Source organism: Streptomyces sp. NPDC048419 (assembly GCF_043200415.1).
In the GTDB taxonomy this organism is placed as follows: Bacteria; Actinomycetota; Actinomycetes; order Streptomycetales; family Streptomycetaceae; genus Streptomyces.
This window is the reverse complement of the sequence record NZ_JBICXT010000005.1, coordinates 249,390-274,589: the sequence shown is the minus strand read 5'-3', so window position 1 is coordinate 274,589 and position 25,200 is coordinate 249,390. Positions and strand designations below refer to the sequence as shown.

Genomic DNA, 25,200 nt, shown 5'->3' with positions numbered 1-25,200 from the left:
TGGTCGCGATCTATCGCGTTTCGGTACGCTGCTGCCGTGGACCTTCAGAAGCAGGACCTTCACCAGCGCGCCGAACCCGCACCCGCGCCGGCCGAGCTGCGCGCCTCGGACGCCGACCGCGACCGTATCGCCGACATCCTGCGTGACGCCCTCGCCGAGGGCCGGCTGACCGCCGAGGAGCACGCCGAGCGGGTGGAGGGCGTGCTCGCCGCCAAGACGGTCGGCGAACTGGAGGTCTTCATACGGGACCTGCCGGCCGCCCACCAGCGCCGCGCGGCGCCGTCCTTCGCCGCGGCCCCGAACCGTCCCACCGCGGGCGCGATCCCGGCCGACCCCGACGACAACGTTGTTGCGGTGTTCAGCAGCGCCGTCCGCAAGGGCCGCTGGCGTGCCGGCCGCCGTATCCACGCGTACGCGATCTTCGGCAGCGTGGAGATCGACCTCAGCGAGGCGCTCTTCGAGTACCAGCAGGTCGTGATCAAGACGGTCTCGGTCTTCGGCAACGTCGAGATCCGCGTCCCGGAGAACGTGTCGCTGCGCGGCACCGGCGGCGGCGTCCTCGGCAACTTCGAGGTGGACACCCTCGATTCGGCCCAACCGGACGCCCCGGTCGTCTACGTCGACGGATGGGCCGTCCTCGGCAACGTCGAGGCGCGGCCGAAGCGTGGCCGGCTCGTCGCCGACATTCTGGACCGGGTTCAGCGCAAGGTCGACAAGAATTTGCGCAAACATCTGGATCGTTGACGTTTGCTAATCCGGCCGCGCAGGAAGGGAATTGGTTCACCCGCGGCCGGACCACGGCAGCGCTCACAAGTACCCGAAATCCAGCGGTTCGGAACTCAGTGCATAGGCACGCGCACAGCGGGTAGGCCTTGCTGCATCGTCTCTCGCTCGCGAAGCCGTCGTCAGGAGTAGACCGTGCTGCAACCGCCGCATTCGTCCCTGCAGGTAGCTGCTGTTCCGGCCCAGCGGGTGCCAGTGCGGGACAGGGACCAAGACGCTCCATGGCCCACCGAAGCGGTGTGCCGGCGCGACGAGGCAGGCCTGTTCTTCGCCCCCTCAAAAGAACCCACCGCCGCCCGGCTCTCGCGAGAGGAGGCGGCCAAGCGCGTCTGTGCCCGCTGTCCCGTGATGGTCGAGTGCCGCGAGCACGCGCTCCTGCAACCGGAGCCCTACGGCGTCTGGGGCGGTCTCACGGCGGCCGAGCGCCGCGTGGTCCTCGCCCGGCGCCGCCGCCGCGAGATGGAACTCAAGAAAGCGGCCGGGCCGGCGCGCATAGCGCAGGCGGGATAACCGCGACAAGCAACAGAAAGGGCGCCCCCTTCCGCACCAGGGGGCGCCCCATTCTGGTTGTTCGCCGAACTGATTCGGCGAACCGGCCTTCGGCTTACTTGGCGCGGTCGAAATCAATCGCGCTGTAGGCCCGCAGCTTGCTCAGCCGGTGCTCGGAATCGATCCTGCGCACCGTCCCCGACTTCGACCGCATCACGATCGAGTCGGTCGTCGCGGTCTCCGAGCGGTACCGCACACCGCGCAGCAGCTCGCCGTCGGTGATGCCCGTCGCGACGAAGAAGACGTTCTCGCCGGAGACGAGGTCGTCGGTCATCAGCACCCGGTCCAGGTCGTGGCCCGCGTCGATGGCCCGCGCCCGCTCCTCGTCGTCCTTCGGCCACAGCTTGCCCTGGATCGTCCCGCCCAGGCACTTCACCGCACAGGCCGAGATGATGCCCTCGGGCGTACCGCCGATGCCGAGCAGCATGTCGACGCCGGTACCCTCGCGCAACGCGTAGATCGAACCGGCCACGTCGCCGTCGGAGATCAGCTTGATCCGCGCGCCGGCCTCCCGGATCTCCTTGATGATCCCCTCGTGCCGGGGCCGGTCGAGGATGACGACGGTGACGTCCTCCGGCGTGGAGCGCTTGGCCTTGGCGACCCGGCGGATGTTCACCGACACCGGGGCGTTGATGTCGACGAAGTCGGCCGCCTCGGGCCCGGTGACCAGCTTGTCCATGTAGAACACGGCGGACGGGTCGAACATCGAGCCGCGGTCGGCGGCGGCCAGCACGGCGATGGCGTTCGGCATGCCCTTGGCCGTCAGTGTGGTGCCGTCGATCGGGTCGACGGCGATGTCGCACTCGGGCCCGGTCCCGTCACCGACGCGCTCGCCGTTGAAGAGCATCGGCGCCTCGTCCTTCTCGCCCTCGCCGATCACCACCACGCCGTTCATCGACACGGTGGAGACGAGGCTCCGCATGGCGCGCACCGCGGCGCCGTCGGCGCCGTTCTTGTCGCCCCTTCCGACCCAGCGACCCGCGGCCATCGCGGCTGCTTCGGTCACCCGGACGAGCTCCAGGGCGAGGTTACGGTCGGGGGCTTCGCGCGGTACTTCGAGTTCGGACGGCAAGTGATGATGCTCGGTCATCGAGGCGCACCTTTCTGATACGACGACGGCCGGATGAGGGTTCGATCCACGACTCTATCGTCAGTCCGACAAAATGAGCAGGGGGCCCCACGGATGAGCGGACCGGGCACCTGCGACGATAGGGGGCGTGGCAGGTTCGAAAGGTAAGCAGAAGACGGTCCGGGACATGATTCTGTCCCTGGGCATCATCGGGATCGCGGCGGCAGTCATCTACGTCTTCATCCCGCACGACGACTCGGAGCCGGACACCAAGCCGGTCGACTACCGCGTCGAGCTGCTCACGGCGCGCCGTGCCGCGGCCTACCCGGTCGCCGCCCCCGAGGGCCTGCCCGGGACCTGGAAGGCGACGTCCGTCCGCTTCCAGGGGGACGACTTCGACTCCTGGCATCTGGGCTTCCACACCCCCGACGACCAGTACGTGCAGATCGAGCAGTCGACTCAGAAGCCGGTGGAGTTCATCGACGAGGCGAGCCAGGGCGCTCAGGCCACGAAGACCACCCAGCAGATCGACGGCCGGACCTGGACGCACTACACCGGCGGCCGCTACGACGCACTCGTGCTCCCGGGCAAGGGCTCGACGACGGTGGTCGCGGGTACCGGCTCCTTCAAGCAGCTGACGCAGATGGCCGAGTCGCTGAAGCTCGCGAAGTCGTAGCCGCGGACGTACGGCAGAGGCCCCCGGCGGTGACGCCGGGGGCCTCGGTCATGTGCGGGGCGGCTCAGACCGTCGTGACGACCTGGTCGAACTCCAGACGCGGGGAGCGCGGGAACCAGGCGTCCTCGCCCGGCTTGCCGATGTTGACCACCATCAGCGGGGTGTGGTCGTCGTCCAGGAACTCCTTGCGGACGCCCTCGAGGTCGAGACCGGTCATCGGGCCGGCGGCGAGGCCGGCGGCACGGACGCCGATGATGAAGTACGCGGCCTGCAGCGAGGCGTTCAGGGCGGCGCTGCCCTCGCGGACCACGCGGTCGCCGAAGACGGCGTCCTTGGCCTGTGGGAAGTGCGGGAAGAGCGCCGGCAGCTCCTCGTGGAACTCGTTGTCCGCGGAGAGGATCGCGACCAGCGGGGCGGTGGCGGTCTTCTTCTGGTTGCCCTCGGCCATGTGCTGCACCAGGCGCTCGCGGGCCTCGGCGGAGCGGACCAGCGTGACGCGCAGCGGGGACTGGTTCATGGAGGTCGGGCCGTACTTGACCAGGTCGTAGATCGCCTGCACCTGCGCGTCGGTCACCGGCTCGTCGGTGAAGGTGTTCGCGGTGCGGGCCTCGCGGAACAGCAGGTCCTGGGCGGCGGCGTCAAGAACGAGAGACATGGCAGAACTTCCTTGGTAACGGCGTCCGGTCCTCAACCGGACCGCGGTCCGGTTAAGCTGACAGGCATGACCGTACGGCAATGAAGTTCAAGGTTCAACAAAAACGCGGGCGTAGTGATCCGCTTCACAGCAGACCACTGCCGGGACGGCTACTCGCCGCCCGCCTCCCCGGCCTCTTCCTCCTCGGCCAGCGCCGCGTCGAGTCGGGCCCGCGCGCCGTCCAGCCAGCGCCGGCACACCTTGGCCAGCTCCTCGCCCCGCTCCCAGAGCGCGAGCGACTCCTCGAGCGTCGTGCCACCCGCCTCGAGCCGCCGTACGACCTCGATCAGCTCGTCCCGCGCCTGCTCGTAGCCGAGCGCCTCTTCCGCCACCTTGCTGGTCATCCGCCCACCCTATGCGTCGACTCGTACGGAGAACTCACCCTCGGAGACCCGTGCGCGCAGCGTCTCCGACGGGGTGACCTCGGCGGGGTCCCGCACCGCGTGACCGTCCTCCTTCTGCAGCACGGCGTACCCGCGCTTCAGGGTGGCGGCGGGGGAGAGGGCCACCACGCGCGCGTGCGTGTGCGTCAGCTCCGAGTCCGCGCGGTCGAGGAGATGCCGGAGCGTGCGCCGCGAGCGGTCGGTCAGCGAGGCGATGTGATCGGCCCGCTCGTCGACCATCCGGTGCGGGTCCTCCATCCAGGGCCGGGCGAGCGCGTGGGCGAGCCCGCGCTCCTCCCGCTCGACGAGCGCCTCCACGCAGCGCCGGGCCCGGTCCCCCAGCAGCCGTACGCGCTCGTACTCCTCGCCCACGTCCGGTACGACCTTCTTGGCGGCGTCGGTCGGGGTGGAGGCGCGCAGGTCGGCGACGTAGTCCAGGAGCGGGTTGTCGGGCTCGTGGCCGATCGCCGAGACGACCGGCGTGCGGCACTCGGCGACGGCGCGCACCAGCTGCTCGTCGGAGAACGGCAACAGGTCCTCCACGCTGCCGCCGCCGCGCGCGACGACGATCACGTCCACCTCGCCGACCTCGTCGAGCTCCTTCACGGCCTGCACGACCTGCGGGACGGCGTGCACGCCCTGCACGGCGACGTTGCGCACCTCGAAGCGGACGGCGGGCCAGCGGTGCCGGGCGTTCTCCAGGACGTCCCGCTCGGCGGCCGAGGCGCGGCCGCAGACCAGCCCGATGAGCTGGGGCAGGAAGGGCAGGGCCTTCTTCCGCTCGGGCGCGAACAGTCCCTCGGCGGCCAGGGACTTCTTCAACTGCTCCAGCCGGGCGAGGAGTTCACCGATGCCGACGGGCCTTATCTCGGCGGCGCGCAGGGAGAGCTGGCCCCGGGGCGCGTACCACTCGGGCTTGGCGTGGACGACGACCCGCGCGCCCTCGCTGACGACGTCGGCGACGGCGTCGAACACCTGCCGGTAGCAGGTGACGCTGATGGAGATGTCGTGCGAGGGGTCGCGCAGCGTCAGGAAGACGACCCCGGCGCCGGGCCGCCGCGACAGCTGGGTGATCTGCCCCTCCACCCAGACGGCCCCCAGACGGTCGATCCACCCTCCGATGAGCCGCGAGATCTCACCGACGGGCAGGGGGGCTTCCGCGGACGTGTTGAGAGCCATGCCGCGAGAGTAACGGCCCCGACCGACAACGCAGCCGACCCGTCGGACGGACGAGACGCGACAACGCCCGCGCTGCACCACGAGCCCGATGGCCGACCACACGGCGCCCACTCGGGCGGCGCCCGACGCTTCGACGACGCCCGCGATCGCGATCGCCGCACCCAGCACCGGGATCGCGACGCCTCGCCCGCCGTCAGCCGCCCCCTCCGGCGGGCGAGGGGTCGTGGCGTGCGCGCTGCGTCACGAGCACTGCGAGGCCGATGGCCGGCCACGCGGCGCCCACCACCTGTGGGGCGCCCGACGCCTCCGCGATGACCGCGATCGTGATCGCCGCGCCCAGCGCCGGGATCAGCAGGCGCCCTCACCAACCCGTCGGACCCCGGCTCGCCGCGGCGCGATGCCCCCGACGGTCATCGCTGCCCCGGCACCGGGATCAGCAGAAGCCCCCACCAGCCTGTCGGCACCCCGGCCCGCCGCGCCGCGAACCCGCGACGTAGCCCGCCGTCAGCCGGCCCCTCCGGCGGGCGAGGGGTCGTGGTGTGCGCGCTGCGTCACGAGCACTGCGAGGCCGATGGCCGGCCACGCGGCGCCCACCACCTGTGCGGCGCCCGACGCTTCCGCGATGACCGCGATCGTGGCCGCCGGGATCAGCGGGCGCCCTCACCAACCCGTCGGCCCCCGGCCCGCCGCGCCGCGAACCCGCGACGTAGCCCGCCGTCAGCCGGCCCCTCCGGCGGGCGAGGGGTCGTGGCGTGCGCGCTGCGTCACCAGCACTGCGAGGCCTATGGCTAGCCACGCGGCGCCCACCACCTGTGCGGCGCCCGACGCCTCCGCGATGACGGCGATCGTGATCGCCGCGCCCAGCACCGGGATCGCCACGTGCCGCCACCAGCTCACCGGCCCCCCGGCCCGCCGGACCGCGAACCAGCTCACCACGCTCGCGTGGAGCAGGGTGAACGCCGTGAGGGCGCCGATGTCGACCACCGACACCAGGCGGTCCATCCCGTCGTCCCGCCGGGCCGCCCACACCGCCGCGACGAGCGTGATCACGGCCGCGCACAGCAGTGCAACCCGTGGCAGCCCGGAGTCCGTCCGGGACAGCGCCCGCGGCAGCCGCCGGTCGCGCCCCATGGCGAACAGCAGCCGCCCGGCCGCCGCCTGCCCGGCCAGCGCCGCGAACGCCGCCCCGATCGCCTTGCTCACCGCCACCAGGTCGTGCAGCCACGTACCGACCGAGGTGTCCACGGCGTCGTAGAACGCGGACCCCTGCTTCCCGGGATCGGCGGCCAGTTGCGCAGACGTCGCCGGCTCCAGCAGCGCCACCAGGTACGTCTGCCCTATGAACAGCACGCCCGCGAGCGCGAGGCAGAACAGCAGGGCCCGCGCGACCTTCTCCGAGCCGCCCGTGACCTCCTCGGCGAAGGTGGCGATCGCGTCGAAGCCCAGGTAGGACAGGACAGCGACGGAGACCGCGCCTATCACCGCCGACAGCGCGAACGACCCCTGCGTGCCGTCCCCGGACAGCGGTGACCACCAGCCCCGCTCCGCGCCGTCCCGCCCCAGCACCACCAGCGCCGACACGACGAACACCAGCAGCACCACGACCTCCATGGCCAGCACCAGGAAGCCGGCGCGGGCCGCGGCGCGCACGCCCCACAGGTTCAGCGCCGTCGTGACGACGACGGCGAGCGCCGTCCACACCCAGCGCGAGACCTCCGGCACCAGGGAGTTCATCGCGATCCCGGAGAAGAGATAGGCGACCGCAGGGATCAGCAGGTAGTCCAGCATCGCCATCCAGCCGGCGACGAAGCCCGCGTCCCTGCCGAGCGCCACGCGCGCGTAGGCGAACACCGACCCCGCCTGGGGGACCACGCGCACCATCTGCGCGTAGCTGAAAGCGGTGAACGCCATCGCGACCGTGGCCACGACGTAGACGAGCGCGACGGCCCCGTGCGACTTCGCGTCCAGGGTGCCGAACACGCCGACGGGCGCCATGGGGGCGATGAAGAGCAGCCCGTAGACCACCAGATCCCGCAGGCCGAGGCTGCGCCGCAGTTCATGGCCCTCGTCGGTGGTCCGCGCCGCCGTGCCGGTCCTGGACATGCCGCCTCCGCCGGTGCCTCGTCCGTCGTCCTGTGCCCCACCCCTCCCACTCCACGGCCAGTCTCCCCAAGGGCGCGATCTTTGACCCGCCGAACGTGGCCCTACGATGGCTGTATGACTGCTTCGCCTGGCCGCCGTGTCCTGCTCGCCGCCCCCCGGGGCTACTGCGCGGGTGTGGACCGCGCCGTGATCGCCGTCGAGAAAGCCCTGGAGCAGTACGGAGCTCCGGTCTACGTCCGGCACGAGATCGTCCACAACAAGTACGTCGTGCAGACCCTGGAGAAGAAGGGCGCGATCTTCGTCGAGCGGACCGAGGAGGTCCCGGAGGGGAACATCGTGATGTTCTCCGCGCACGGCGTCGCCCCCGTCGTCCACGAGGAGGCCGAGCGCGGCAGGCTCGCCACCATCGACGCGACCTGCCCCCTGGTCACCAAGGTGCACAAGGAAGCCGTCCGCTTCGCAGGCGACGACTACGACATCCTCCTGATCGGGCACGAAGGCCACGAGGAGGTCATCGGCACCTCCGGCGAGGCCCCCGACCACATCACGCTGGTCGACGGCCCCGGGGACGTCGCCAAGGTCGAGGTCCGCGACCCCTCCAAGGTCGTCTGGCTCTCCCAGACCACGCTCTCCGTCGACGAGACGATGGAGACGGTCGACGCCCTCAAGGAGAAGTTCCCGCAGCTGATCTCCCCGCCCAGCGACGACATCTGCTACGCCACGCAGAACCGCCAGCTCGCGGTGAAGCAGATGGGCGCCGAGGCCGAGCTGGTGATCGTCGTCGGCTCCCGCAACTCCTCCAACTCCAAGCGCCTGGTCGAGGTCGCCAAGCTGGCCGGGGCGCGCGAGGCGTACCTGGTCGACTTCGCCGACGAGATCGACGAGGCCTGGCTGGAGGGCGTCACCACGGTCGGCGTCACCTCCGGCGCCTCCGTCCCGGAGGTCCTGGTCGAGCAGGTCCTGGAGTGGCTGTCCGGGCGCGGCTTCGAGGACGTGGAGATCGTCAAGGCGGCCGAGGAGTCCATCACGTTCTCACTGCCCAAGGAGCTGCGCCGCGATCTTCGCGAGGAGGCGGCGGCACTGATCGCGGAGCGAACAGGCTCCTCTCACGAATGACCGTCAGTCCTCCGTCGTAACGTAGGGCCATGCAGATCTTCGGTGTGGACATCGGTGGGTCCGGGATCAAGGGCGCCCCGGTGGACCTGGACAAGGGCGACCTGGCGGAGGAGCGCTTCAAGGTGCTCACTCCACACCCGTCGACCCCCGAAAGCGTGGCGGACGGCGTCCAGCAGGTCGTCGAGCACTTCGGCTGGCGGGGCCCGGTGGGCCTCACCTTTCCCGGCGTGGTCACCGGCGGCGCCACCGTCCGTACGGCGGCGAACGTCGACAAGGGCTGGGTGGACACCGACGCGCGCGCGTTGTTCAGCGAGCGCCTCGGCGGCCTGCCGGTGACTGTGGTCAACGACGCGGACGCGGCGGGCGTCGCCGAGATGCACTTCGGCGCGGGCAAGGACCGTATGGGCACGGTCATCCTGCTGACCTTCGGCACCGGCATCGGCAGTGCCCTGTTCATCGACGGCAAGCTCGTGCCCAACACCGAGCTGGGCCACCTCGAGCTGCACGGCCACGACGCGGAGAAGCGCGCCTCCAGCAAGGCCAAGGAGGACGGCGAGCTGACGTGGGAGCACTGGGCGCACCGCGTGCAGAAGTACCTCGCCCACGTCGAGATGCTCTTCTCGCCCGAACTGATCGTCGTCGGCGGCGGCGTCAGCCGTAAGTCCCAGAAGTTCCTGCCCTTCATCGAGGGCATCAAGGCCGAGATCGTCCCGGCCCAGCTCCAGAACAACGCGGGCATCGTAGGGGCGGCGATGCGGGCTGTGGAGGGCTAGGGCCCCTGTGTTCAATGCGTGGGCGGGTGGCGCCGGTCGGCCCGCCCGCGCATGAGGCCGACCTTCCGTACGGTCGCGACCGCGCCCGCGACGAACGTCCCCGCGTACAGCCACAGGGCCTGCGTCGCCAGCGCCGTCACCAGTCCCATCAGCCGGCCGGACAGTCCTCCGTCGCCGTCCGCCACGGGCAGCAGGCCCACGGCGAAGGCGATCGGCACGACGACGGCCGGGGACGCCAGGTCGCCCTTGCGCACCCAGAGCGCGGTCAGCAGGCAGACGGGCAGGAACAGCACGCCGTACACCGTCGGCGACGCCCCGAGCAGCAGCCGGTCGAGACAGCCGAGCACGAACATCAGCGCCCCGCAGAACAGACCGCCGCCGAGTCCCGTCAGCCGCGGATTGGGCATCCGCCGCACCCGCCGCACGGCTTCGAACAGCGGCGGAACGGGCTTTCGGGCACCCGCCGGGCGGTCCGCGGGACGGGCGGCCGGGGAGCGCTGCACGGCGGGCCGCACACCCTCGCCGGTGCCGCCGCCCGCACCGCCGCTGCCGCTCCGCTTCGCCTGTGGGGGCAGCGGGGGCCTGCCGCGTTGCGTTCCGTTGCGCGGGGGTGGCGTCCTGTGTTGCTCCACCGGACCAACTTAGGTCGGCTTATGTGCCGAATCGCCCTTCAGACACGCCGATGGGAAGAGCTTGGCCATGCGTTCGACGGGGCGCCGGTGCGGGCGACGGTACGCCGTAGACTGGTGGATCGGCCCGCCCCCGCAACGAAGAAGGACCGGGCCCGCAGCCCCAGTCCCCCTGATGTCTCTCACGTACGGGAAGTCGCAACGTGTCGCTCACGATCGGAATCGTCGGTCTGCCGAATGTCGGCAAGTCGACCCTTTTCAACGCCCTGACCAAGAACGACGTGCTCGCGGCCAACTACCCGTTCGCCACGATCGAGCCCAACGTGGGCGTGGTCGGCGTCCCCGACGCGCGGCTGGCCAGATTGGCCGAAATCTTCGCCTCGCAGAAGGTCCTCCCTGCGACCGTCGACTTCGTCGACATCGCGGGCATCGTGCGCGGCGCCTCCGAGGGCGAGGGCCTGGGCAACAAGTTCCTCGCGAACATCCGTGAGTCCGACGCGATCTGCCAGGTCATCCGCGCCTTCAAGGACGAGAACGTCGTGCACGTCGACGGCAAGGTCTCGCCGAAGGACGACATCGAGACGATCAACACCGAGCTGATCCTCGCCGACCTGCAGACCGTCGAGAAGGTCCTGCCCCGGCTCCAGAAGGAGTCGCGGATCAAGAAGGACATCGGGCCCAAGGTCAAGGCGGTCGAGGAGGCCAAGGAGATCCTGGAGAAGGGCGACACGCTGTTCTCGGCGGGCATCGTCCAGGGCTCCGGCAACGAGGAGCTCCTGCACGACCTGCACCTGCTCACCACCAAGCCCTTCCTCTACGTCTTCAACGTCGACGAGGACGAGCTGGTCGACGAGGAGTTCAAGAACGAGCAGCGTGCCCTGGTCGCCCCCGCCGAGGCCATCTTCCTGAACGCCAAGCTGGAGGCCGACCTCGCCGAGCTCGACGAGGACGAGGCGCTCGAACTGCTCCAGTCCGTCGGCCAGGACGAGCCGGGCCTCGCCACCCTCGCGCACGTCGGCTTCAACACCCTCGGCCTGCAGACCTACCTGACGGCCGGCCCCAAGGAATCCCGCGCCTGGACCATCAAGAAGGGCGCCACCGCCCCCGAGGCCGCCGGCGTCATCCACACCGACTTCCAGAAGGGCTTCATCAAGGCGGAGGTCATCTCCTTCGACGACCTGGTGGAGACCGGCTCGGTCGCCGAGGCCCGCGCGAAGGGCAAGGCACGCATGGAGGGCAAGGACTACGTCATGCAGGACGGGGACGTCGTGGAGTTCAGGTTCAACGTCTGATCTCCCCCTCGGTCGCCCGCCGGCACGCCTCGGCGTAGGCCCGTACCAGTGGCCTGCGGTCCTCCTGCCGCCAGGCCAGGACGTAGCGGCTGGGGGCCACTCCGTGTACCGGTCGTGTCACCACGCCGCCGAGAGTGAGCAGCGGGATGTTGCCGTCGGCCACCAGGCACACGCCGAGGCCCGCGACCAGGGCCTCGTACGTCTCCTCCGTGCTCGCGATCTCCGCGCCGATACGGGGCGGGCGGCCGGTGCGCTCCTCCAGGGCGAGCCAGTAGTCCCGTAGCGGACCGGCCGTCTCGGGCAGGGCGAGGAAGGGCTCGTCGGCCAGGTCGGTGAAGTCGATCGCGGGGCGGCCGGCGAGCGGGTGGGACTCCGGGAGGGCGACGTGGCGGGGCTCCTCGGCGACCACCGTCCACCCGTAGCGTTCCTGGTCCGGCAGGGGCAGCCAGACGAAGGCGACGTCCGCGTCGCCGTCCGCGAGGCCCGCGGTCGGGTCCTCCCAGCTCACCTGGCGCAGCCGGATCGCGGCCTCGGGGTGCGCGGCCGTGAAGCGGGAGCGGATCGCGGGCAGCAGCCCGCCGCGGCCGGGGCTGGTGCTCATGCCCACCACCAGCGTGCTGCGCAGCGCGGCCCGCGCCTCCTCCATCGCCGACGCACCCCGCGCCCAGGCGTCCAGCACCTGCCGTGCGTACGGCAGCAGGGCCGTCCCGGCCGCGGTGAGCGCCACGCCGTGCCGGTCCCGGTGCAGCAGCTCGACGCCCAACTGCCGCTCCAGCGCCCGGATCTGCTTGCTCAGCGCGGGCTGCGAGACGTACAGCCGCTCGGCCGCGCGCGTGAAGTGCAGCTCCTCGGCGACCGCGACGAAGTACCGCAGGTCCCGCACATGGACGTCCGCCGTCATAACCATCGGTTGTCACCGTAGGTCTTGGACGGGCGGCGGTCCACGGGAGCAGCCTGGTTCACGAGCGACGAGGAGAGCCGCAGAGAGCTGCTCCGAGCGCTCCTACGGAGGCTGGGTGTCATGAGCAAGGTGTGGCTGATCACCGGTGCGAGCAGCGGACTCGGGCGGGCCATCGCGCAGGCGGCCGTCGCCGCGGGCGATGTCGTGGTGGGCGCCGCCCGGCGGCCCGAGGGGCTGGACGACCTCGTGGCCGCCCACCCCGACCAGGTGGAGGCGCTGCGGCTGGACGTCGCCGACGTCGCTGCCGCAGAGCCGGCCGTGCGGGACGTGATCGCACGGCACGGGCGGATCGACGTCCTGGTCAACAACGCCGGCCGTACGCACGTCGGCGCCTTCGAGGAGACCACCGACGCCGAGCTGCGCGACCTCTTCGACGTGCACGTCTTCGGGCCCGCGGCCCTCACGCGCGCGGTGCTGCCGCACATGCGCGAGCGGTGCTCGGGCGCGATCGTGCAGATGAGCAGCATGGGCGGGCAGATGTCCTTCGCCGGGTTCTCGGCGTACAGCGGAACCAAGTTCGCGCTGGAGGGCCTGTCGGAGGGGCTCGCCGACGAGGTGCGGGAGTTCGGCGTCAAGGTGCTGATCGTGGAGCCGGGCTCCTTCCGGACGGCCCTGTTCGACACCAGCCGTGCGGGGGTCAGCGCGGACAGCGGTGTTTACGGCGGCGTGAGCCGGACCCGCGCCGTGGTCGCCGGCGGCGACGGCACCCAGGGCGGCGACCCGGCCAAGGCGGCGGCCCTGGTCCTCGCCGCCCTGGACGCCGAGCAGACGCCGCTGCACCTGCCGCTCGGTGAGGACGGCGTCGAGGCGGTCCTCGGCAAGCTCGACCAGGTGCGCTCGGAGATCGCCGCCTGGGAGAAGCGCACGCGCGCCACGGCGATCGGCGACTGAGATGCCGCCCGCCGTCGGCGACTGAGATGCCGCCCGCCGTCGGCGACTGAGATGCCGCCCGCCGTCGGCGACTGAGACGCCACCCGCCGTCGGCGACTGAGACGCCACCCGCCATCCGCGACTGAGACGCCACCCGCCGTCGGCTGCTGAGACGCCACCCGCCGTCCGCGGCCGAGACGCCGTCCGCGGCCGAACGGGCCGCCGCCACCGGTCCCGTTGTCGTACCCCGGTGCCAAGATGTGCGTACCGGGGCGGACGGAGCGGGAGGGGTGGCATGGCGCAGACGGGGGAGGTGCGGGAGCCGCCCGTGGGGCGGCGGGCCCGGGAGCTGTGCACGCAGGGCACGCGGCTGTACGACGCCGCCCGCACCGTGCTCGCCGATCACGCGCGGGCCCTCGAGGCCGTCCGCTCGGCCCTGGCCCCGCTCCGGGACGAACTCGTCGTCAAGGAGCTGGAGTCCATCCCGATCGGCCGGCTCAAGGACGCCACCGAGGGCCGGCTGCGCCTCGCGGCCGTCGAGGCGGCCGGGCTGTCCTCGGTGCGCGCGGTGTACGAGGCGAGCCGCTACGAGCTCCGGCAGATCCCCGGGGTCGGCGCCCAGACCGCCGACCAGGCGCTGGCCGCGGCAGGGCAGATCGCCCGGGCGGTGGAGGAGACGGTCACCGTACGGATCGACGTGGACCGGCCCGAACCCCGCACCACCGCGCTGGTCGTCGCGCTGCACCGGCTGGTCGAGGCCGGACCCGAACTGCGCCGGGCCGTGGACACCGCTGAGCAACTCGACCGGAAGCTGGGCGAGTTGCTCCCCGCCGCCCGTCCGGCCACCGGCCGGCTGCGGCTGGCGCTCACCGGGCGGCGCCGTAAGGAGGCCGCCCTCGCCGCGACGGCGGAGCTGCGCGCGCTGACCTCCGAGGCCAGGGACAAGGGCACCCGGCTCCAGCTGACGCAGGCCGCCACCGACCTGCTGCGCGGGCCGGCCTCCGACATCGAGGCCTGGGTCGACTTCGAGCTGCGCTCCGCCGAGTACTACAGCCAGCTCGCCGAGGTCTCCGAGCACCGCACGGACGAGGCGGCCGCCGAGGGTTTCCTGCCCTCCGAGGTGGCCGAGCGGGTGCACGCCCAGCCGCTCGACGACACCCACCGCCGGGTCTCGCTGCGCGGCTACCAGTCCTTCGGCGCCCGCTTCGCGCTCGCCCAGCGCCGGGTCGTCCTCGGCGACGAGATGGGGCTCGGCAAGACCGTCCAGGCCATCGCCGCGCTCGCCCACCTCGCGGCGGAGGGGCACACCCACTTCCTGGTGGTGTGCCCGGCCAGTGTGCTGATCAACTGGACGCGGGAGATCCGCTCCCGCAGCGTCCTGCGCGCGGTGCCGGTGCACGGCCCCGACCGGCAGGAGGCGTACGCCGACTGGCGCGAGCGCGGCGGCGTCGCCCTCACCACGTTCGACCTGCTGCACACGCTCCCCGCGCCGGACGGCACCAAGCCGGGCATGCTCGTCGTCGACGAGGCGCACTACGTGAAGAACCCCGTCACCCGCCGGGCCCGCTCGATCGCGAGCTGGACCGGGGCCTGCGACCGCGTCCTGTTCCTCACCGGCACCCCGATGGAGAACCGCGTCGAGGAGTTCCGCGCCCTGGTCCGGTATCTGCGGCCGGAGCTGGTCCCCGAGATCCGCGACAGCGACGCCGTCGCGGGACCGCACGTCTTCCGCAGATCGGTCGCGCCCGCCTATCTGCGCCGCAACCAGCAGGACGTGCTCACCGAACTGCCCGCGCTGCTCCAGGTCGACGAGTGGGAGGAGCTCGGCGCAGCGGACCAGGACGCCTACCGCACGGCGGTCGCCGAGGGGAACTTCATGGCGATGCGCAGGGCCGCGTACGCCGACCCGGAGAAGTCCGCGAAGCTGCAGCGACTGCGCGAACTGGTCGCTGAGGCCGCCGAGAACGGCCTGAAGGTGGTCGTGTTCTCGTACTTCCGCGAGGTCCTCGGCACGGTCCGGCTCGCCCTCGGGGAGGACGTCTTCGGGCCGATATCCGGCTCCGTCACGGCCGCCCGGCGCCAGCGCCTGGTCGACGACTTCACGGCCGCCGACGGGCACGCGGTGCTGCTGTCCCAGATCGAGGCCGGCGGCGTCGGCCTCAACCTCCAGGCCGCGTCCGTGGTCATCCTGTGCGAACCGCAGGTCAAACCCACCCTGGAGCACCAGGCCGTGGCCCGCGCCCACCGCATGGGCCAGATCCGCACGGTCCAGGTGCATCGCCTCCTGGCCACCGACAGTGTCGACGAACGCCTGCTGCGCATCCTGGAGAACAAGGACCGCCTCTTCGACGCCTACGCCCGCCGCAGCGACATCGCCGACGCCACCCCGGACGCGATCGACGTCTCGGACGGCGGGATCGCGCGGCGCATCGTGGAGGAGGAGCAGCGCAGACTGGCGGGTGCCGGGGACACGGCTGCGGATTCCTGACCCGGCCCACCGTGTGGCCGGCCGGTTCACCGCGGACCACGGGTTCCGCGATCACCATTCCGCCCCAGCTCACCGCACGCTTACCATGCGCCCAGTCGTACGCCGGTGAAGTGCGTCAGAGTCCGAAGCAGGAGCACGGTGCCCGTGTCCATACCTCCGCCGCCTGGGCCCCACCAGCCCGAGGAGCCCCAAGGGCCGGACCCGCAGGGCCAGTTCCCGTCCTACCCACAGGGCCCCTACGGCGCTCCCGGACCGTATCCGTACCAGCCCTGGGGCCAGGGCTACAGCCCGTACAACCGCCCGGCCCCGGTCAACGGCGTCGCCATCGCCTCCCTGGTCCTCGGCATCCTCTGCTTCGTCCCGGCCGTCGGGCTGGTGCTCGGAATCATCGCGCTCGCCCAGCTCAAGAAGCGGGGCGGCCGGGGCAAGGGCATGGCCGTCGCGGGCTCGATCCTCTCCACCGTCGGGCTGGCGCTGTGGGCCGTGGCCCTCGCCGGCGGCGTGCACTTCTACACCTGGTCCGGCGTCAAGGACGCCGCGGGCGACCACGGCAGCGCCTACTCCCTCACCGAGGGCGACTGCTTCGACGCCCCGAGCGGGTCCCTCGAGGGCACGGCCTACGACGTCGACAAGGTGCTCTGCGAGAAGCGGCACGACGGCGAGGTCTTCGCCGTCTTCCGGATGGCGGGCGGCTCCGCCTACCCCGGCGACGGCAAGGTCACGGACGTCGCCGACGCCCGGTGCTACGGACTGCGCTACGGCTACGCCATGGACGCCTGGGCGGTGCCGGACAACGTCGACGTGTACTACATGACGCCGACCCGGGACAGCTGGGGCTTCGGCGACCGCGAGGTCACCTGCCTGTTCGGCAACACCGACGAGACGGCCGGTCTCAAGGGTTCGCTGCGCAACGACGAGCGGAGCCTGGGGAGCGATCAGGTGGCGTATCTCAAGGCGGTCGACGTCGAGGACGCCGCCCTGGACCGGCAGCCCGTGGACAGTCCCGACGACGACCTGAAGGGAAGCCGCGAGTGGGCCGGGCAGATGTCGGCCGCGCTCGCCCGGGAGACCAGGCTGCTGCGCGGCCGCACATGGCCGGCCGGCGCCGAGAAGCCGGTGGCCGACGTCGCCGCGAAGGCGGCGGCGGGCCGGAAGGAATGGGCCCTGGCCGCGAAGGCGGCCGACGCGGGCAGCTTCTACGCGCACTACGACCGCGCCATGGTGCTCGCCGACCCCGACACCTCCGTCACCGCACGCAAGGCTCTGGGCCTGGCGACGACCCCGCCCGTGTCCGGCGACGGGAGCGGCGGACGGGACGACGGAGGTGACGGTTCGGGGCTCGATGTGTGATCGCCGCCATAGTGGGGAGAAAGTGCCTGCGTAAAGCCCTCCGCACGCACATGTCACTACATCGAGTGATTCTCTGGCCTTTGCTTGCACCGCCGAACCCACGGTTGCCAGGCTGTTGCTGTCTGTACAACCTGATGGGAGCGGCCAGTGACATTCGGTGAGCAGCCGGCGTACCTGCGCGTCGCGGGTGATCTCCGCCAGAAGATCGTCAATGGCTCGCTGCCGCCGCACACCCGTCTCCCGTCCCAGGCCAGGATCCGCGAGGAGTACGGCGTCTCGGACACCGTCGCGCTGGAGGCGCGCAAGGTGCTCATGGCGGAGGGCCTGGTCGAGGGCCGCTCGGGTTCGGGGACGTACGTCCGCGAGCGCCCCGTGCCCCGCAGCGTGGCCCGCTCCGGATACCGCCCGGCCGGCGGGGCCACGCCCTTCCGCCAGGAGCAGGCCGACGGCGACGGGCGCGGCACCTGGGAGTCGAGCAGCGCCCAGGCCGAGGCGAGCACCTCGGTCGCCGAGCGGCTCTCGATCAAGCCGGGCGACCGTGTGATGTGCACGCGCTACGTCTTCCGGGAGGCCGGCGAGGCGATGATGCTCTCCACCTCCTGGGAGCCCCTCGCGGTCACCGGCCGCACCCCCGTGATGCTCCCCGAGGAAGGACCGCTCGGCGGCATGGGCGTCGTCGAGCGCATGGCGGCGATCGACGTGATCGTGGACAACGTCACCGAGGAGGTCGGCGCCCGCCCCGGGCTCGCCGAGGAACTGCACGCCCTGGGCGGCGTACCCGGTCATGTCGTCCTGGTCATCCAGCGGACGTTCTTCGCGTCGGGCCGTCCCGTCGAGGCGGCGGACATCGTCGTCCCCGCCGACCGCTACCGCATCGCGTACCACCTCCCGGTGAGGTAGCGCACACCTTCACGGCAGCGGGCCCGGGCGCCCCCGCGCCCCGACCCCCGCCGGGCGCCCTCGGAGCGCGCCCGTCCGCCGGTGGAATCTGGCCGTTCTGGCAGGTCGCTCCCGCCCATGTCCGACATGCCCCTGACCGGATGCGTCGCCCTCCCCGTGCGGCGCACTCACCGTCGTGCGCCCCCTGCGGCCTGGCCGGTTGCGTACCTCCTTGTAAGAAGTCGTATTCGCTGCGTAAAGGTTAGGCGTAGGCTCAGGCATATGCGGATTGCGGTTTCCTTATCGGGTGGGGCACGGCACGAACCGCGGACGGGCAGCGGTCGGGCCGGGACGGGAAGGAGCGGTGGGGCGTGATGAACGACGGCACGATCACTCTTCCCTGGCTCGTCATACGGCAGGACGACAACGGCAATCGCTACCGCGTGGGCAGGTACGCGACCAGGGCCGAGGCCCAGAAGATCGCGGACAGCCTCGACGGCCGTGAGCACAAGCAGCTGTACTGGGTAGAGCGCGTCGGCCAGAACGGCGACGCCTCCCGCAACTGACCGGCCCGCATACGGCTCCGCGAGCGGGCCTCCGAGGTCCCGTAGGCTCCCGCGCATGACGGAACGGATCGTGGTGGTGGGAGCCGCCCTCTTCGACGACGGCCGCCTGCTCGCCGCGCGCCGGAGCGCGCCCGCCGAGCTGGCCGGCCGCTGGGAACTGCCCGGCGGCAAGGTGGAGCCGGGCGAGAGCCCCGAGGCGGCCCTGGTGCGCGAGTTGCGCGAGGAACTCGGCGTCGACTCCGCGACCGTCGAGCGGATCCCGGGGGAGTGGCCCCTGAGGTCCCCGTACGTCCTTCAGGTGTGGAGCGCCCGGCTGCTGCCCGGCTCCGCGGGCCCCCGGCCCCTCCAGGACCACGACGAACTGCGCTGGCTCGCTCAGGACGAGTTCTGGGACGTGGACTGGCTGGACCAGGACGTGGCCGCGGTGCGCGAGTTGAGTGCGAGGCTCGACGCCGGCACCCGCTGAGCGCCCCTCCCTACGCCGTTCGTGCCACAGTGCGCCGCGCTGGACGGTACTTGCTGCCGGATATCGGGTATGTGGCCATTAACCCCACGAAACCGGACATGGGCGGGCTTGGCTGGGAAGTGATCGGCGTGATCGACACCGAAGGCGGCCGCGCCGAGTGGACCTTCCCCGCGGAACCGGGTGCGGTCGGCAAGGCGCGCGCCGCCGTTCGCGCCCAGCTGCACACCTGGGAGCTCGACGTCCTCGGCGATCTCGCCGCCCTGCTCGTCAGCGAGCTGGTGACCAACTCCCTGCGGCACGCCACCGGACCCATCGGCGTGCGGCTCGTGCGCCCCGTGGACCTGGAGGACGTGCTGCTGGTGGAGGTCTCCGACCCGCTCCCGGACCCGCCGCGCGAGCGCGTCGCCCGGCCCGAGGACGAGAGCGGACGCGGACTTCAGCTGGTCGCCCTCGCCTCGCGCCGCTGGGGTACCCGGCCCGGTGAGGCGGGCAAGACGGTGTGGTTCGAGCTCGCCGTGCCGGGCTGAGAGGGGCCCGGAGACCGGGTCCGCCGGCCGCTGTACGAAACGCCGGGAGCCGTCCGCGGGGGCTGTACGAGGGCCATGGGTCTGTCGAATGCCGGTTCAGACCAGTGGCAGGGTGCGACGAGTGTGATTCGACGAGGTGTTGGCTGGTTAGAAGACTGGAAGTGTTGTCGCAGCCGGGACCGAAAACCGTCGGGACCGTGCTGTGATCGTGAACACCGTGTCGTGCGGCGCCGTAGTGCTGGATACTGCGGGCAGCCGCCCCCGGTGACCGATGCCGGGCGCGGTGAGCTGGAGGGGACGGTTCGCGTGAGCGAGATACCAGCGAAGGCCACGGAGTCCGAGGACCCGTCGGACGGCGCGAGGGCGGGGGCCGCGGGTGAGACCGCGGCCGGTGCTGCGCGCGGGACGACGGGTGAGGCGGGCGTGCCCGCCCGCGGGGAGCTCTCGGTGCCCCGCTCGGGGAGCCGGGACACCGGCCTCGGTGACGACGTGCCCGCCGGTGACGCCATCTGGCAGAGCAGCCCGCCCGGCTCCATGTACGACTACATCAAGGTCGCCTCCTTCTCCATCGGCCCCGACGGGCTCGTCGACCAGTGGAGCCTGCGCGCCGAGCAGCTCTTCGGGATCCCCGCCGAGCACGCGGTCGGCATGGACCCCATCGAGGCGTTCGTCGACCCCGACCTGCGCGAACAGGGTCAGCGCAAGATGGCGGAGATCCTCGACGGCCGGGAGTGGACCGGCGTCGTGCCGTTCCGTACGCCCGAGACGGCCGAGGACGGCGGCGGCCAGGAGGCCCTCGCCGAGGTCTATGTCATGCCGACGCGGACCGAGGACGGGGAGAAGGCCGCCGTCTGCATCGTGGTCGACGTCCGCACCCTGCGCCGCATCGAGACCGACCTGGCCGCCTCGCAGTCTATTTTCGGTCAATCTCCGTTCGGCTTCCTGCTGATCGACTCCGATCTGCGCATCCGCCGCGCCAACCAGCAGTTCGCCAGCACCTTCGGCGGCACGCCCGACGACCACCGCGGCCGCGGTGTCCACGACTATCTGCGCAGCCCGGAGGCCGAGCGGGTCTCGGCGACCCTGCGCCGGGTCCTGGAGACCGGCGACTCCATCACGGACATGCACGTCACGGGCTTCGTGCCGGGCTCCGACGACCGCCGTCACTGGTCCATCAACCTTTACCGCGTGCACAGCGGTTCCGGCCGCCCCATCGGCATCGCGTGGCTCGGAACCGACATCACCTCCCGGCGCGCGGCCGCGCGTGAGGCCGCAGCCGCGCGGCGCAATCTCGCCCTTCTGAACGACGCGGGCGCCCGCATCGGCAACTCCCTGGACCTGGAGACCACGGCCCGCGAACTCCTCGACGTCGTCGTCCCCGGCTTCTGCGATCTCGCGACGGTCGACCTCTACCAGGGGCTGCTCGCGGGCGACGAGACGCCGCCCGGGCTCGCCGACGGCAGCGCGGAGCTGCGCCGGGTCGCGTTCGCCAGCGCGGTCTCCGACGCGCCCTTCGTGGGCGGGGGAGCGCCCGTCGCGGTGGGCGCCGTCCACCACTACCCGTTCAACTCCCCTTGTGCGGACGCCCTGCGCACCGCCCGGCCGCAGCTCGTGCCCGCCGAGGAGGGGGGCCTCGTCCAGTCCACGCTGGCCGTGCCGATGGTCGCCCACGACACCGTCGTAGGACTGGCGCAGTTCGCCCGGACGAAGGGCAGCGAGCCGTTCGGGGACCGGGACCGGGATCTGGCGGTGGAGCTCGCGGCGCGCGCGGCCGTGTGCATCGACAACGCGCGGCTGTACCGGCGCGAGCACGAACGGGCGCTGATCCTTCAGCGCTCGCTGCTCCCGCCGGGCGACCCGGTGGCCTCCGGCCTGGACATCGCCTGCCGCTATCTGCCGGGCGCCTCCTCCGCGGACCGCCCGAGCGAAGTCGGCGGCGACTGGTTCGACGTGATCGAACTGCCCGGGCACCGTACGGCCTTGGTGGTCGGGGACGTGATGGGCCGCGGACTGCGCGCAGCGGTGGCGATGGGCGAACTGCGTTCCGCGGTGCGGACGCTGGCCCTCCTCGACCTCGAACCGGCGGAGGTCCTGAGCGCGCTGGACGAGATCGCCCGCGGTCTCGGCGCCCCCGGAGGCGTCCAGCAGGCGACCCGGGCGGCCCGCCGCCCCAGGGAGGCGGACCTCTCCGAGGTGTACCTCGCGACCTGTGTCTACGCGGTCTACGACTCCGTCACCCGTCGCTGCACCTTCGCCAACGCGGGGCATCTGCCGCCCGTGCTGGTCGAACCCGGCGAGGACGCGCTGATGCTGGACGTGCCGCCGGGCATGCCGCTCGGCGTCGGGGGCGAGCCCTTCGAGGAGGTCGAGGTCGAACTTCCCGAAGGCGCCCTGCTCGCGCTCTACACGGATGGACTGGTCGAAAGCCGCGATCACCCCCTGGACGAGGGCCTCCAGGCCTTCGTGGGGGCGCTCACGGACCCGGCCCGCCCCCTCGAGGACGTCTGCGACCACGTCCTCAACACCCTCGACACCCACCACGGCGAGGACGACATCGCGCTGCTGATGGCCCGGGTCCAGGGCCTGCCCACCGACTCGGTCGGCGACTGGACGCTGCCGCGCGAGCCGCGCAGCGTGGGCCGGGCCCGCGAGTACGCCCGCGGCCAGCTGCTGTCCTGGGACCTCGAACCCCTGGTGGACACCACGGAGTTGCTGGTCAGCGAGCTGGTCACCAACGCCCTGCGCTACGGCGAGGGCGAGATCAGACTCCGCCTCCTCCTCGACCGCACCCTGGTCTGCGAGGTCTGGGACTCCGGGCTCGTCCAGCCGCGCCGCCGCCGGGCCCGGGACACGGACGAGGGCGGCCGCGGCCTCCAGCTCGTCGGCCTCCTCAGCGCGGCGTGGGGCTCCCGCCGCACCCCCCGCGGCAAGACCGTCTGGTTCGAACTCCCGCTGCCGGACGGGGAGACGGGGCTGACGGATCCGGCGGAGGCTCTGCTGAGCCTGTTCTAGGGGCGCGCTAGCCGGGCGGCTTCGCCCGGCGGGCGCGGGTGAGCGGCCCGCCGAAACTCGCGGGCGGGCCGCCGTCGGGGCCTCCGCCCAGGAGGATCCCCCCGACGACGGCTCCGGCGGCACCGCTCGCGTGCTCGGCCGCTCCGGCGATCGGGTTGCCGTAGATCCGGACGTCCTGCTCGGCCAGCGCTAGGGCCTGGCGGGCCAGGGCGTCGGCGGCCTGCGGGTGGGGCGGCTCGGCGGCGAGCAGCCGCTCCGCCTCGGCCAGCCGGGTGCGCGCCGCGCTGCCCAGGGCGCCGCGGTGCGCCGCGACGAAGCCGTCCGCGAGGGCGACGGCACTGCGCGCGGCGAGCAGCGCGCCGACCGGCAGCGCACCGGCCCGCCCGGTCGCCACCGGCGCGAGGGCAGCCGTGATCTTCCGCAGCGCGTCGAGCGGGTCGTACGGCCCGGCGGTCACCTCTTCCCGTACGGCGGCCAGGACGAGATCGGCGTGCCCGGCGAGGGCGTGCAGCTCGCCGGAGGGCAGGGCCGTGTCCGACGTCTTCGCGGCAGCCAGTTCCGCCTCCGCGCCGGTCAGCGCGGCCGGTACCAGCTCCGCGGCCGCCGTCAGATCCGCGGCGAGCCGTTCGACGCAGGTCACGAGCGCGGCGGCCTGGGCGGTCGCGCCCTCGGCCGCGCGCAGATGACGTGCCGCGCCCTCGGCGTCCCCCATGTCGCGGCGCTGGTGGGCCTGGTTGAACCTGACCGTGGCGAACACCAGGCGATCCTTGGCCTGTTCGACGTGGCCGGTGACGGCGGCGGTGGCGCTGGGGCCGTACCGCCCGGTGGCGCCGGCCAGCGTCGTCTCCGCGGCCGCGGTGCGCCCGGTCAGCTCGCGGAACCGGATCTCGCCCGGCTCCAGCGCCGTGTCCGGGTTGCCCTGCGCGGGAGCGCGCAGCAGGTCGAAGGCCGGGGCCTCCGCGTCCAGCCGCCGCCCCGCCTCCCGGCACCGCCCGACGATCCCCGCGAGCGCGTGCCGCCGGGACGTCTCGTCCTCCGGGACCCCGTCGTCGTACTGCTGCCGCATCCGGAAGGCGGCCGACAGCTCGGACCCGGCATCGCGCACGGCCAGGGCGAAGGGCTCCACGGCGTCGGCCCCGCACTGCGCCTCGGCGAAGCCGAGCTCCTCCCGGCTGGTGCGGACGCAGTCGTCCGCCTCGACCAGCGCCGCCCGCGCGCGTTCGTCGTCCTCGGAGAGCGGCCCCGCGGCGGGACCGGCGGGGGCGACGGCGCCGCCCGGCGTCGTACGGGTCCGGGCCCGCCGGGTGCGGCGCACGTACCCGTATCCCGCGAGCGCGCCCACCACGGCCACCGCCACCAGCGGCAGCACCAGATCGGTGGCCGACGTCTCGTCCTGCTGCGCCGCGGCGGCGCTCGGGGCGGACGGGGCCGCGCGGGTGGCCGGAACCGGCACGTCGTGGTTGATCGTCATCCACGGCAACACCAGCCACACGACCCCGGCGATACCACCCACCAGGGCGTGCGCGACCCGCACGGATATCTGGGAGGCGGCCCGCCGCGGCCGGCCCCGGATCAAGGGTGACGTCACATTTCGGAGCGTATGAGCAGGAATGCGGGCGCGCGACCGGGATACGTCCGGGGTGGGGCAGGGGCGACTCAGGGAGACGGATGAGCGGGAACGCGGACGGCGGAGGGGGAGCGGAGATGGAGCCGACGGCGGAGACGGCGGGGCAACCGGCCACGGAGGAGGAGACGGCCACCCCGGCCGCGGAGGCGGGGACGGACACCGAGAGCCACGACCCCGCGGCCGCGCGCAAGGCGAAACGGCGCCGCAGACTCAGACGCACCGCCCTCGCCCTGGCCCTCGTGCTCCTCGTCCCGGTCCTCGCCGCCGAGCTCGCCCTGCGCCTGAACTACAACGGCGACCCGGCGGCCGGCACGCACACCAGGAACCGCGACGCGATCTGGCTCGGCCACGCCTGGGTCGACGGCCGCAAGACCGACGCGGACGTCACGGCCCTCGCGCACCGGCTGAAGGGCACCGGCATCCGCGACCTGTACGTGCACGCGGGCCCACTGGAACACGACGGCACCCTCCCGAAGTCGGCCTGTCCCAGGGCGCGTTGGCTCATCGGCGCAGTCCACCGCGCGGCCCCCGGCATCCGGGTCCAGGCCTGGCTGGGCGACGTGCTCGCGAGCGAGGGACCCGACGGCATGCGCCTGGAGCGGTCCGCGACGAGGGCCGCCGTGGTCACCTCCACCCGCCAGATCCTCGCCACCGGCTTCGACGGCGCCCACTTCGACCTCGAACCCCTGCACTCGGGGGACCGCCACTACCTGGCCCTCCTCGACGCCCTGCACCAGGTCACCGCGGCCGCCGGCGTCCCGCTCTCCGTCGCGGCCCACCAGATCGACCCGCTCCCCGCCTTCCACTCCATCTGGGGCACACTCACCGGCCACCCCAAGTGGTGGTCGCAGGCGTACTTCGGGCAGGTGGCGCGCCGCGTCGACCAGATCGCCGTGATGTCGTACGACACCATGCAGCCGCTCGACACCCTCTACGGCGGCTACGTGGCCCAGCAGACCTCGCTCGCCCTGGAGGTCACCCCGAGGTCGACGGACCTCCTCATGGGCCTGCCCTTCTACCACGAGAACCGTTTCGGCCACTGGGCCCATGCCGAGACGGTCCCGGCCGCCGTCCACGGCGTCCGCCTCGGCCTCTCCCGCACGGACGCCGACCGCGCGAACTTCGGCGTGGCCCTGTACGTCGACTTCGCGGCCACGGAAGGGGACTGGACGGCCTACCGGGAGGGATGGGTGGGCTGAGGGACCAGC

23 protein-coding genes are annotated in these 25,200 nt (G+C 72.4%); 15 read left to right on the top strand and 8 right to left on the bottom strand.

Going from position 1 to position 25,200, the window contains the following annotated elements; translation table 11 throughout:
* Positions 1-36 precede the first annotated feature (36 nt).
* Complete coding sequence (locus ACGFYN_RS14030; protein ID WP_393866056.1) at positions 37-744, top strand: DUF1707 domain-containing protein; 708 nt, start codon at positions 37-39, stop codon at positions 742-744.
* A 174-nt stretch (positions 745-918) separates the two neighbouring features.
* Positions 919-1,293 carry a WhiB family transcriptional regulator gene (locus tag ACGFYN_RS14025; RefSeq protein ID WP_393866055.1) on the top strand — a complete coding sequence of 125 codons (375 nt, stop codon included), beginning with the start codon at positions 919-921 and terminating at the stop codon, positions 1,291-1,293.
* A 94-nt stretch (positions 1,294-1,387) separates the two neighbouring features.
* Here the strand turns inward: ACGFYN_RS14025 and glpX are convergent, their stop codons facing one another.
* Positions 1,388-2,422 (bottom strand): class II fructose-bisphosphatase, encoded by a 1,035-nt coding sequence (glpX, locus tag ACGFYN_RS14020; protein ID WP_393866054.1) that lies wholly within the window; start codon positions 2,420-2,422, stop codon positions 1,388-1,390.
* Positions 2,423-2,549: 127 nt separating this feature from the next.
* On the opposite strand from glpX, the gene ACGFYN_RS14015 reads away from it, so the two are divergent.
* Positions 2,550-3,077, top strand: coding sequence for a DUF4245 domain-containing protein (locus ACGFYN_RS14015; protein ID WP_393866053.1), 528 nt, complete (start codon positions 2,550-2,552; stop codon positions 3,075-3,077).
* A 64-nt stretch (positions 3,078-3,141) separates the two neighbouring features.
* On the opposite strand, the gene ACGFYN_RS14010 is transcribed toward ACGFYN_RS14015, so the two are convergent.
* From ACGFYN_RS14010 to ACGFYN_RS13995, 4 genes are all read right to left on the bottom strand, one after another.
* Positions 3,142-3,732 (bottom strand): malonic semialdehyde reductase, encoded by a 591-nt coding sequence (locus ACGFYN_RS14010; protein WP_393866052.1) that lies wholly within the window; start codon positions 3,730-3,732, stop codon positions 3,142-3,144.
* A 149-nt stretch (positions 3,733-3,881) separates the two neighbouring features.
* Positions 3,882-4,115: an exodeoxyribonuclease VII small subunit gene (locus ACGFYN_RS14005; RefSeq protein ID WP_393866051.1), complete on the bottom strand. Its 234-nt coding sequence runs from the start codon at positions 4,113-4,115 to the stop codon at positions 3,882-3,884.
* A 9-nt stretch (positions 4,116-4,124) separates the two neighbouring features.
* On the bottom strand, positions 4,125-5,333 hold the full coding sequence (gene xseA / locus ACGFYN_RS14000) for an exodeoxyribonuclease VII large subunit (protein WP_393866050.1): 1,209 nt from the start codon (positions 5,331-5,333) through the stop codon (positions 4,125-4,127).
* 717 nt (positions 5,334-6,050) lie between these two features.
* Positions 6,051-7,436 carry an APC family permease gene (locus ACGFYN_RS13995; protein WP_393866049.1) on the bottom strand — a complete coding sequence of 462 codons (1,386 nt, stop codon included), beginning with the start codon at positions 7,434-7,436 and terminating at the stop codon, positions 6,051-6,053.
* Positions 7,437-7,550: 114 nt separating this feature from the next.
* Here ACGFYN_RS13995 and ACGFYN_RS13990 point away from each other — a divergent pair, with 114 nt between their 5' ends.
* Positions 7,551-8,552, top strand: a complete 1,002-nt coding sequence (locus ACGFYN_RS13990; RefSeq protein ID WP_393866048.1) for a 4-hydroxy-3-methylbut-2-enyl diphosphate reductase — start codon at positions 7,551-7,553, stop codon at positions 8,550-8,552.
* 29 nt (positions 8,553-8,581) lie between these two features.
* A complete protein-coding gene (ppgK, locus tag ACGFYN_RS13985) occupies positions 8,582-9,325 on the top strand; it encodes a polyphosphate--glucose phosphotransferase (protein ID WP_393866047.1) in 744 nt (247 codons plus the stop codon).
* A gap of 11 nt (positions 9,326-9,336) precedes the next feature.
* Here the strand turns inward: ppgK and ACGFYN_RS13980 are convergent, their stop codons facing one another.
* The gene (locus tag ACGFYN_RS13980) at positions 9,337-9,957 is read right to left on the bottom strand and encodes a DUF6542 domain-containing protein (protein WP_393866046.1); all 621 of its coding nucleotides are present in this window, start codon (positions 9,955-9,957) and stop codon (positions 9,337-9,339) included.
* Between the two features lie 200 nt (positions 9,958-10,157).
* Between ACGFYN_RS13980 and ychF the strand changes: the two genes are divergently transcribed.
* Positions 10,158-11,246, top strand: coding sequence for a redox-regulated ATPase YchF (ychF, locus tag ACGFYN_RS13975; protein WP_393866045.1), 1,089 nt, complete (start codon positions 10,158-10,160; stop codon positions 11,244-11,246).
* On the opposite strand, the gene ACGFYN_RS13970 is transcribed toward ychF, so the two are convergent.
* Entirely contained in the window at positions 11,236-12,147 is a 912-nt protein-coding gene (locus ACGFYN_RS13970) for a LysR family transcriptional regulator (protein WP_393866262.1), read from the bottom strand. The genes ychF and ACGFYN_RS13970 overlap by 11 nt on opposite strands.
* 120 nt (positions 12,148-12,267) lie before the next feature.
* Between ACGFYN_RS13970 and ACGFYN_RS13965 the strand changes: the two genes are divergently transcribed.
* The 8 genes from ACGFYN_RS13965 to ACGFYN_RS13930 all read left to right on the top strand — a co-directional run bounded on the left by ACGFYN_RS13965 (position 12,268) and on the right by ACGFYN_RS13930 (position 22,365).
* Positions 12,268-13,098, top strand: coding sequence for an SDR family NAD(P)-dependent oxidoreductase (locus tag ACGFYN_RS13965; RefSeq protein WP_393866044.1), 831 nt, complete (start codon positions 12,268-12,270; stop codon positions 13,096-13,098).
* A 274-nt stretch (positions 13,099-13,372) separates the two neighbouring features.
* A complete protein-coding gene (locus tag ACGFYN_RS13960) occupies positions 13,373-15,565 on the top strand; it encodes a DEAD/DEAH box helicase (RefSeq protein WP_393866043.1) in 2,193 nt (730 codons plus the stop codon).
* 144 nt (positions 15,566-15,709) lie between these two features.
* Entirely contained in the window at positions 15,710-16,915 is a 1,206-nt protein-coding gene (locus ACGFYN_RS13955) for a DUF4190 domain-containing protein (protein WP_393866042.1), read from the top strand.
* Positions 16,916-17,062: 147 nt separating this feature from the next.
* Positions 17,063-17,815, top strand: coding sequence for a GntR family transcriptional regulator (locus ACGFYN_RS13950; protein WP_393866041.1), 753 nt, complete (start codon positions 17,063-17,065; stop codon positions 17,813-17,815).
* A 353-nt stretch (positions 17,816-18,168) separates the two neighbouring features.
* Positions 18,169-18,360 (top strand): SPOR domain-containing protein, encoded by a 192-nt coding sequence (locus ACGFYN_RS13945; RefSeq protein ID WP_393866040.1) that lies wholly within the window; start codon positions 18,169-18,171, stop codon positions 18,358-18,360.
* Between the two features lie 55 nt (positions 18,361-18,415).
* Entirely contained in the window at positions 18,416-18,826 is a 411-nt protein-coding gene (locus tag ACGFYN_RS13940; protein ID WP_393866039.1) for a (deoxy)nucleoside triphosphate pyrophosphohydrolase, read from the top strand.
* Between the two features lie 98 nt (positions 18,827-18,924).
* Positions 18,925-19,353 carry an ATP-binding protein gene (locus ACGFYN_RS13935; protein ID WP_393866038.1) on the top strand — a complete coding sequence of 143 codons (429 nt, stop codon included), beginning with the start codon at positions 18,925-18,927 and terminating at the stop codon, positions 19,351-19,353.
* Positions 19,354-19,659: 306 nt separating this feature from the next.
* On the top strand, positions 19,660-22,365 hold the full coding sequence (locus ACGFYN_RS13930) for a SpoIIE family protein phosphatase (RefSeq protein WP_393866037.1): 2,706 nt from the start codon (positions 19,660-19,662) through the stop codon (positions 22,363-22,365).
* A 7-nt stretch (positions 22,366-22,372) separates the two neighbouring features.
* Here the strand turns inward: ACGFYN_RS13930 and ACGFYN_RS13925 are convergent, their stop codons facing one another.
* Complete coding sequence (locus ACGFYN_RS13925; protein WP_393866036.1) at positions 22,373-23,953, bottom strand: hypothetical protein; 1,581 nt, start codon at positions 23,951-23,953, stop codon at positions 22,373-22,375.
* An 80-nt stretch (positions 23,954-24,033) separates the two neighbouring features.
* On the opposite strand from ACGFYN_RS13925, the gene ACGFYN_RS13920 reads away from it, so the two are divergent.
* Complete coding sequence (locus ACGFYN_RS13920) at positions 24,034-25,191, top strand: hypothetical protein (RefSeq protein ID WP_393866035.1); 1,158 nt, start codon at positions 24,034-24,036, stop codon at positions 25,189-25,191.
* The last annotated feature ends 9 nt before the right edge of the window (positions 25,192-25,200 follow it).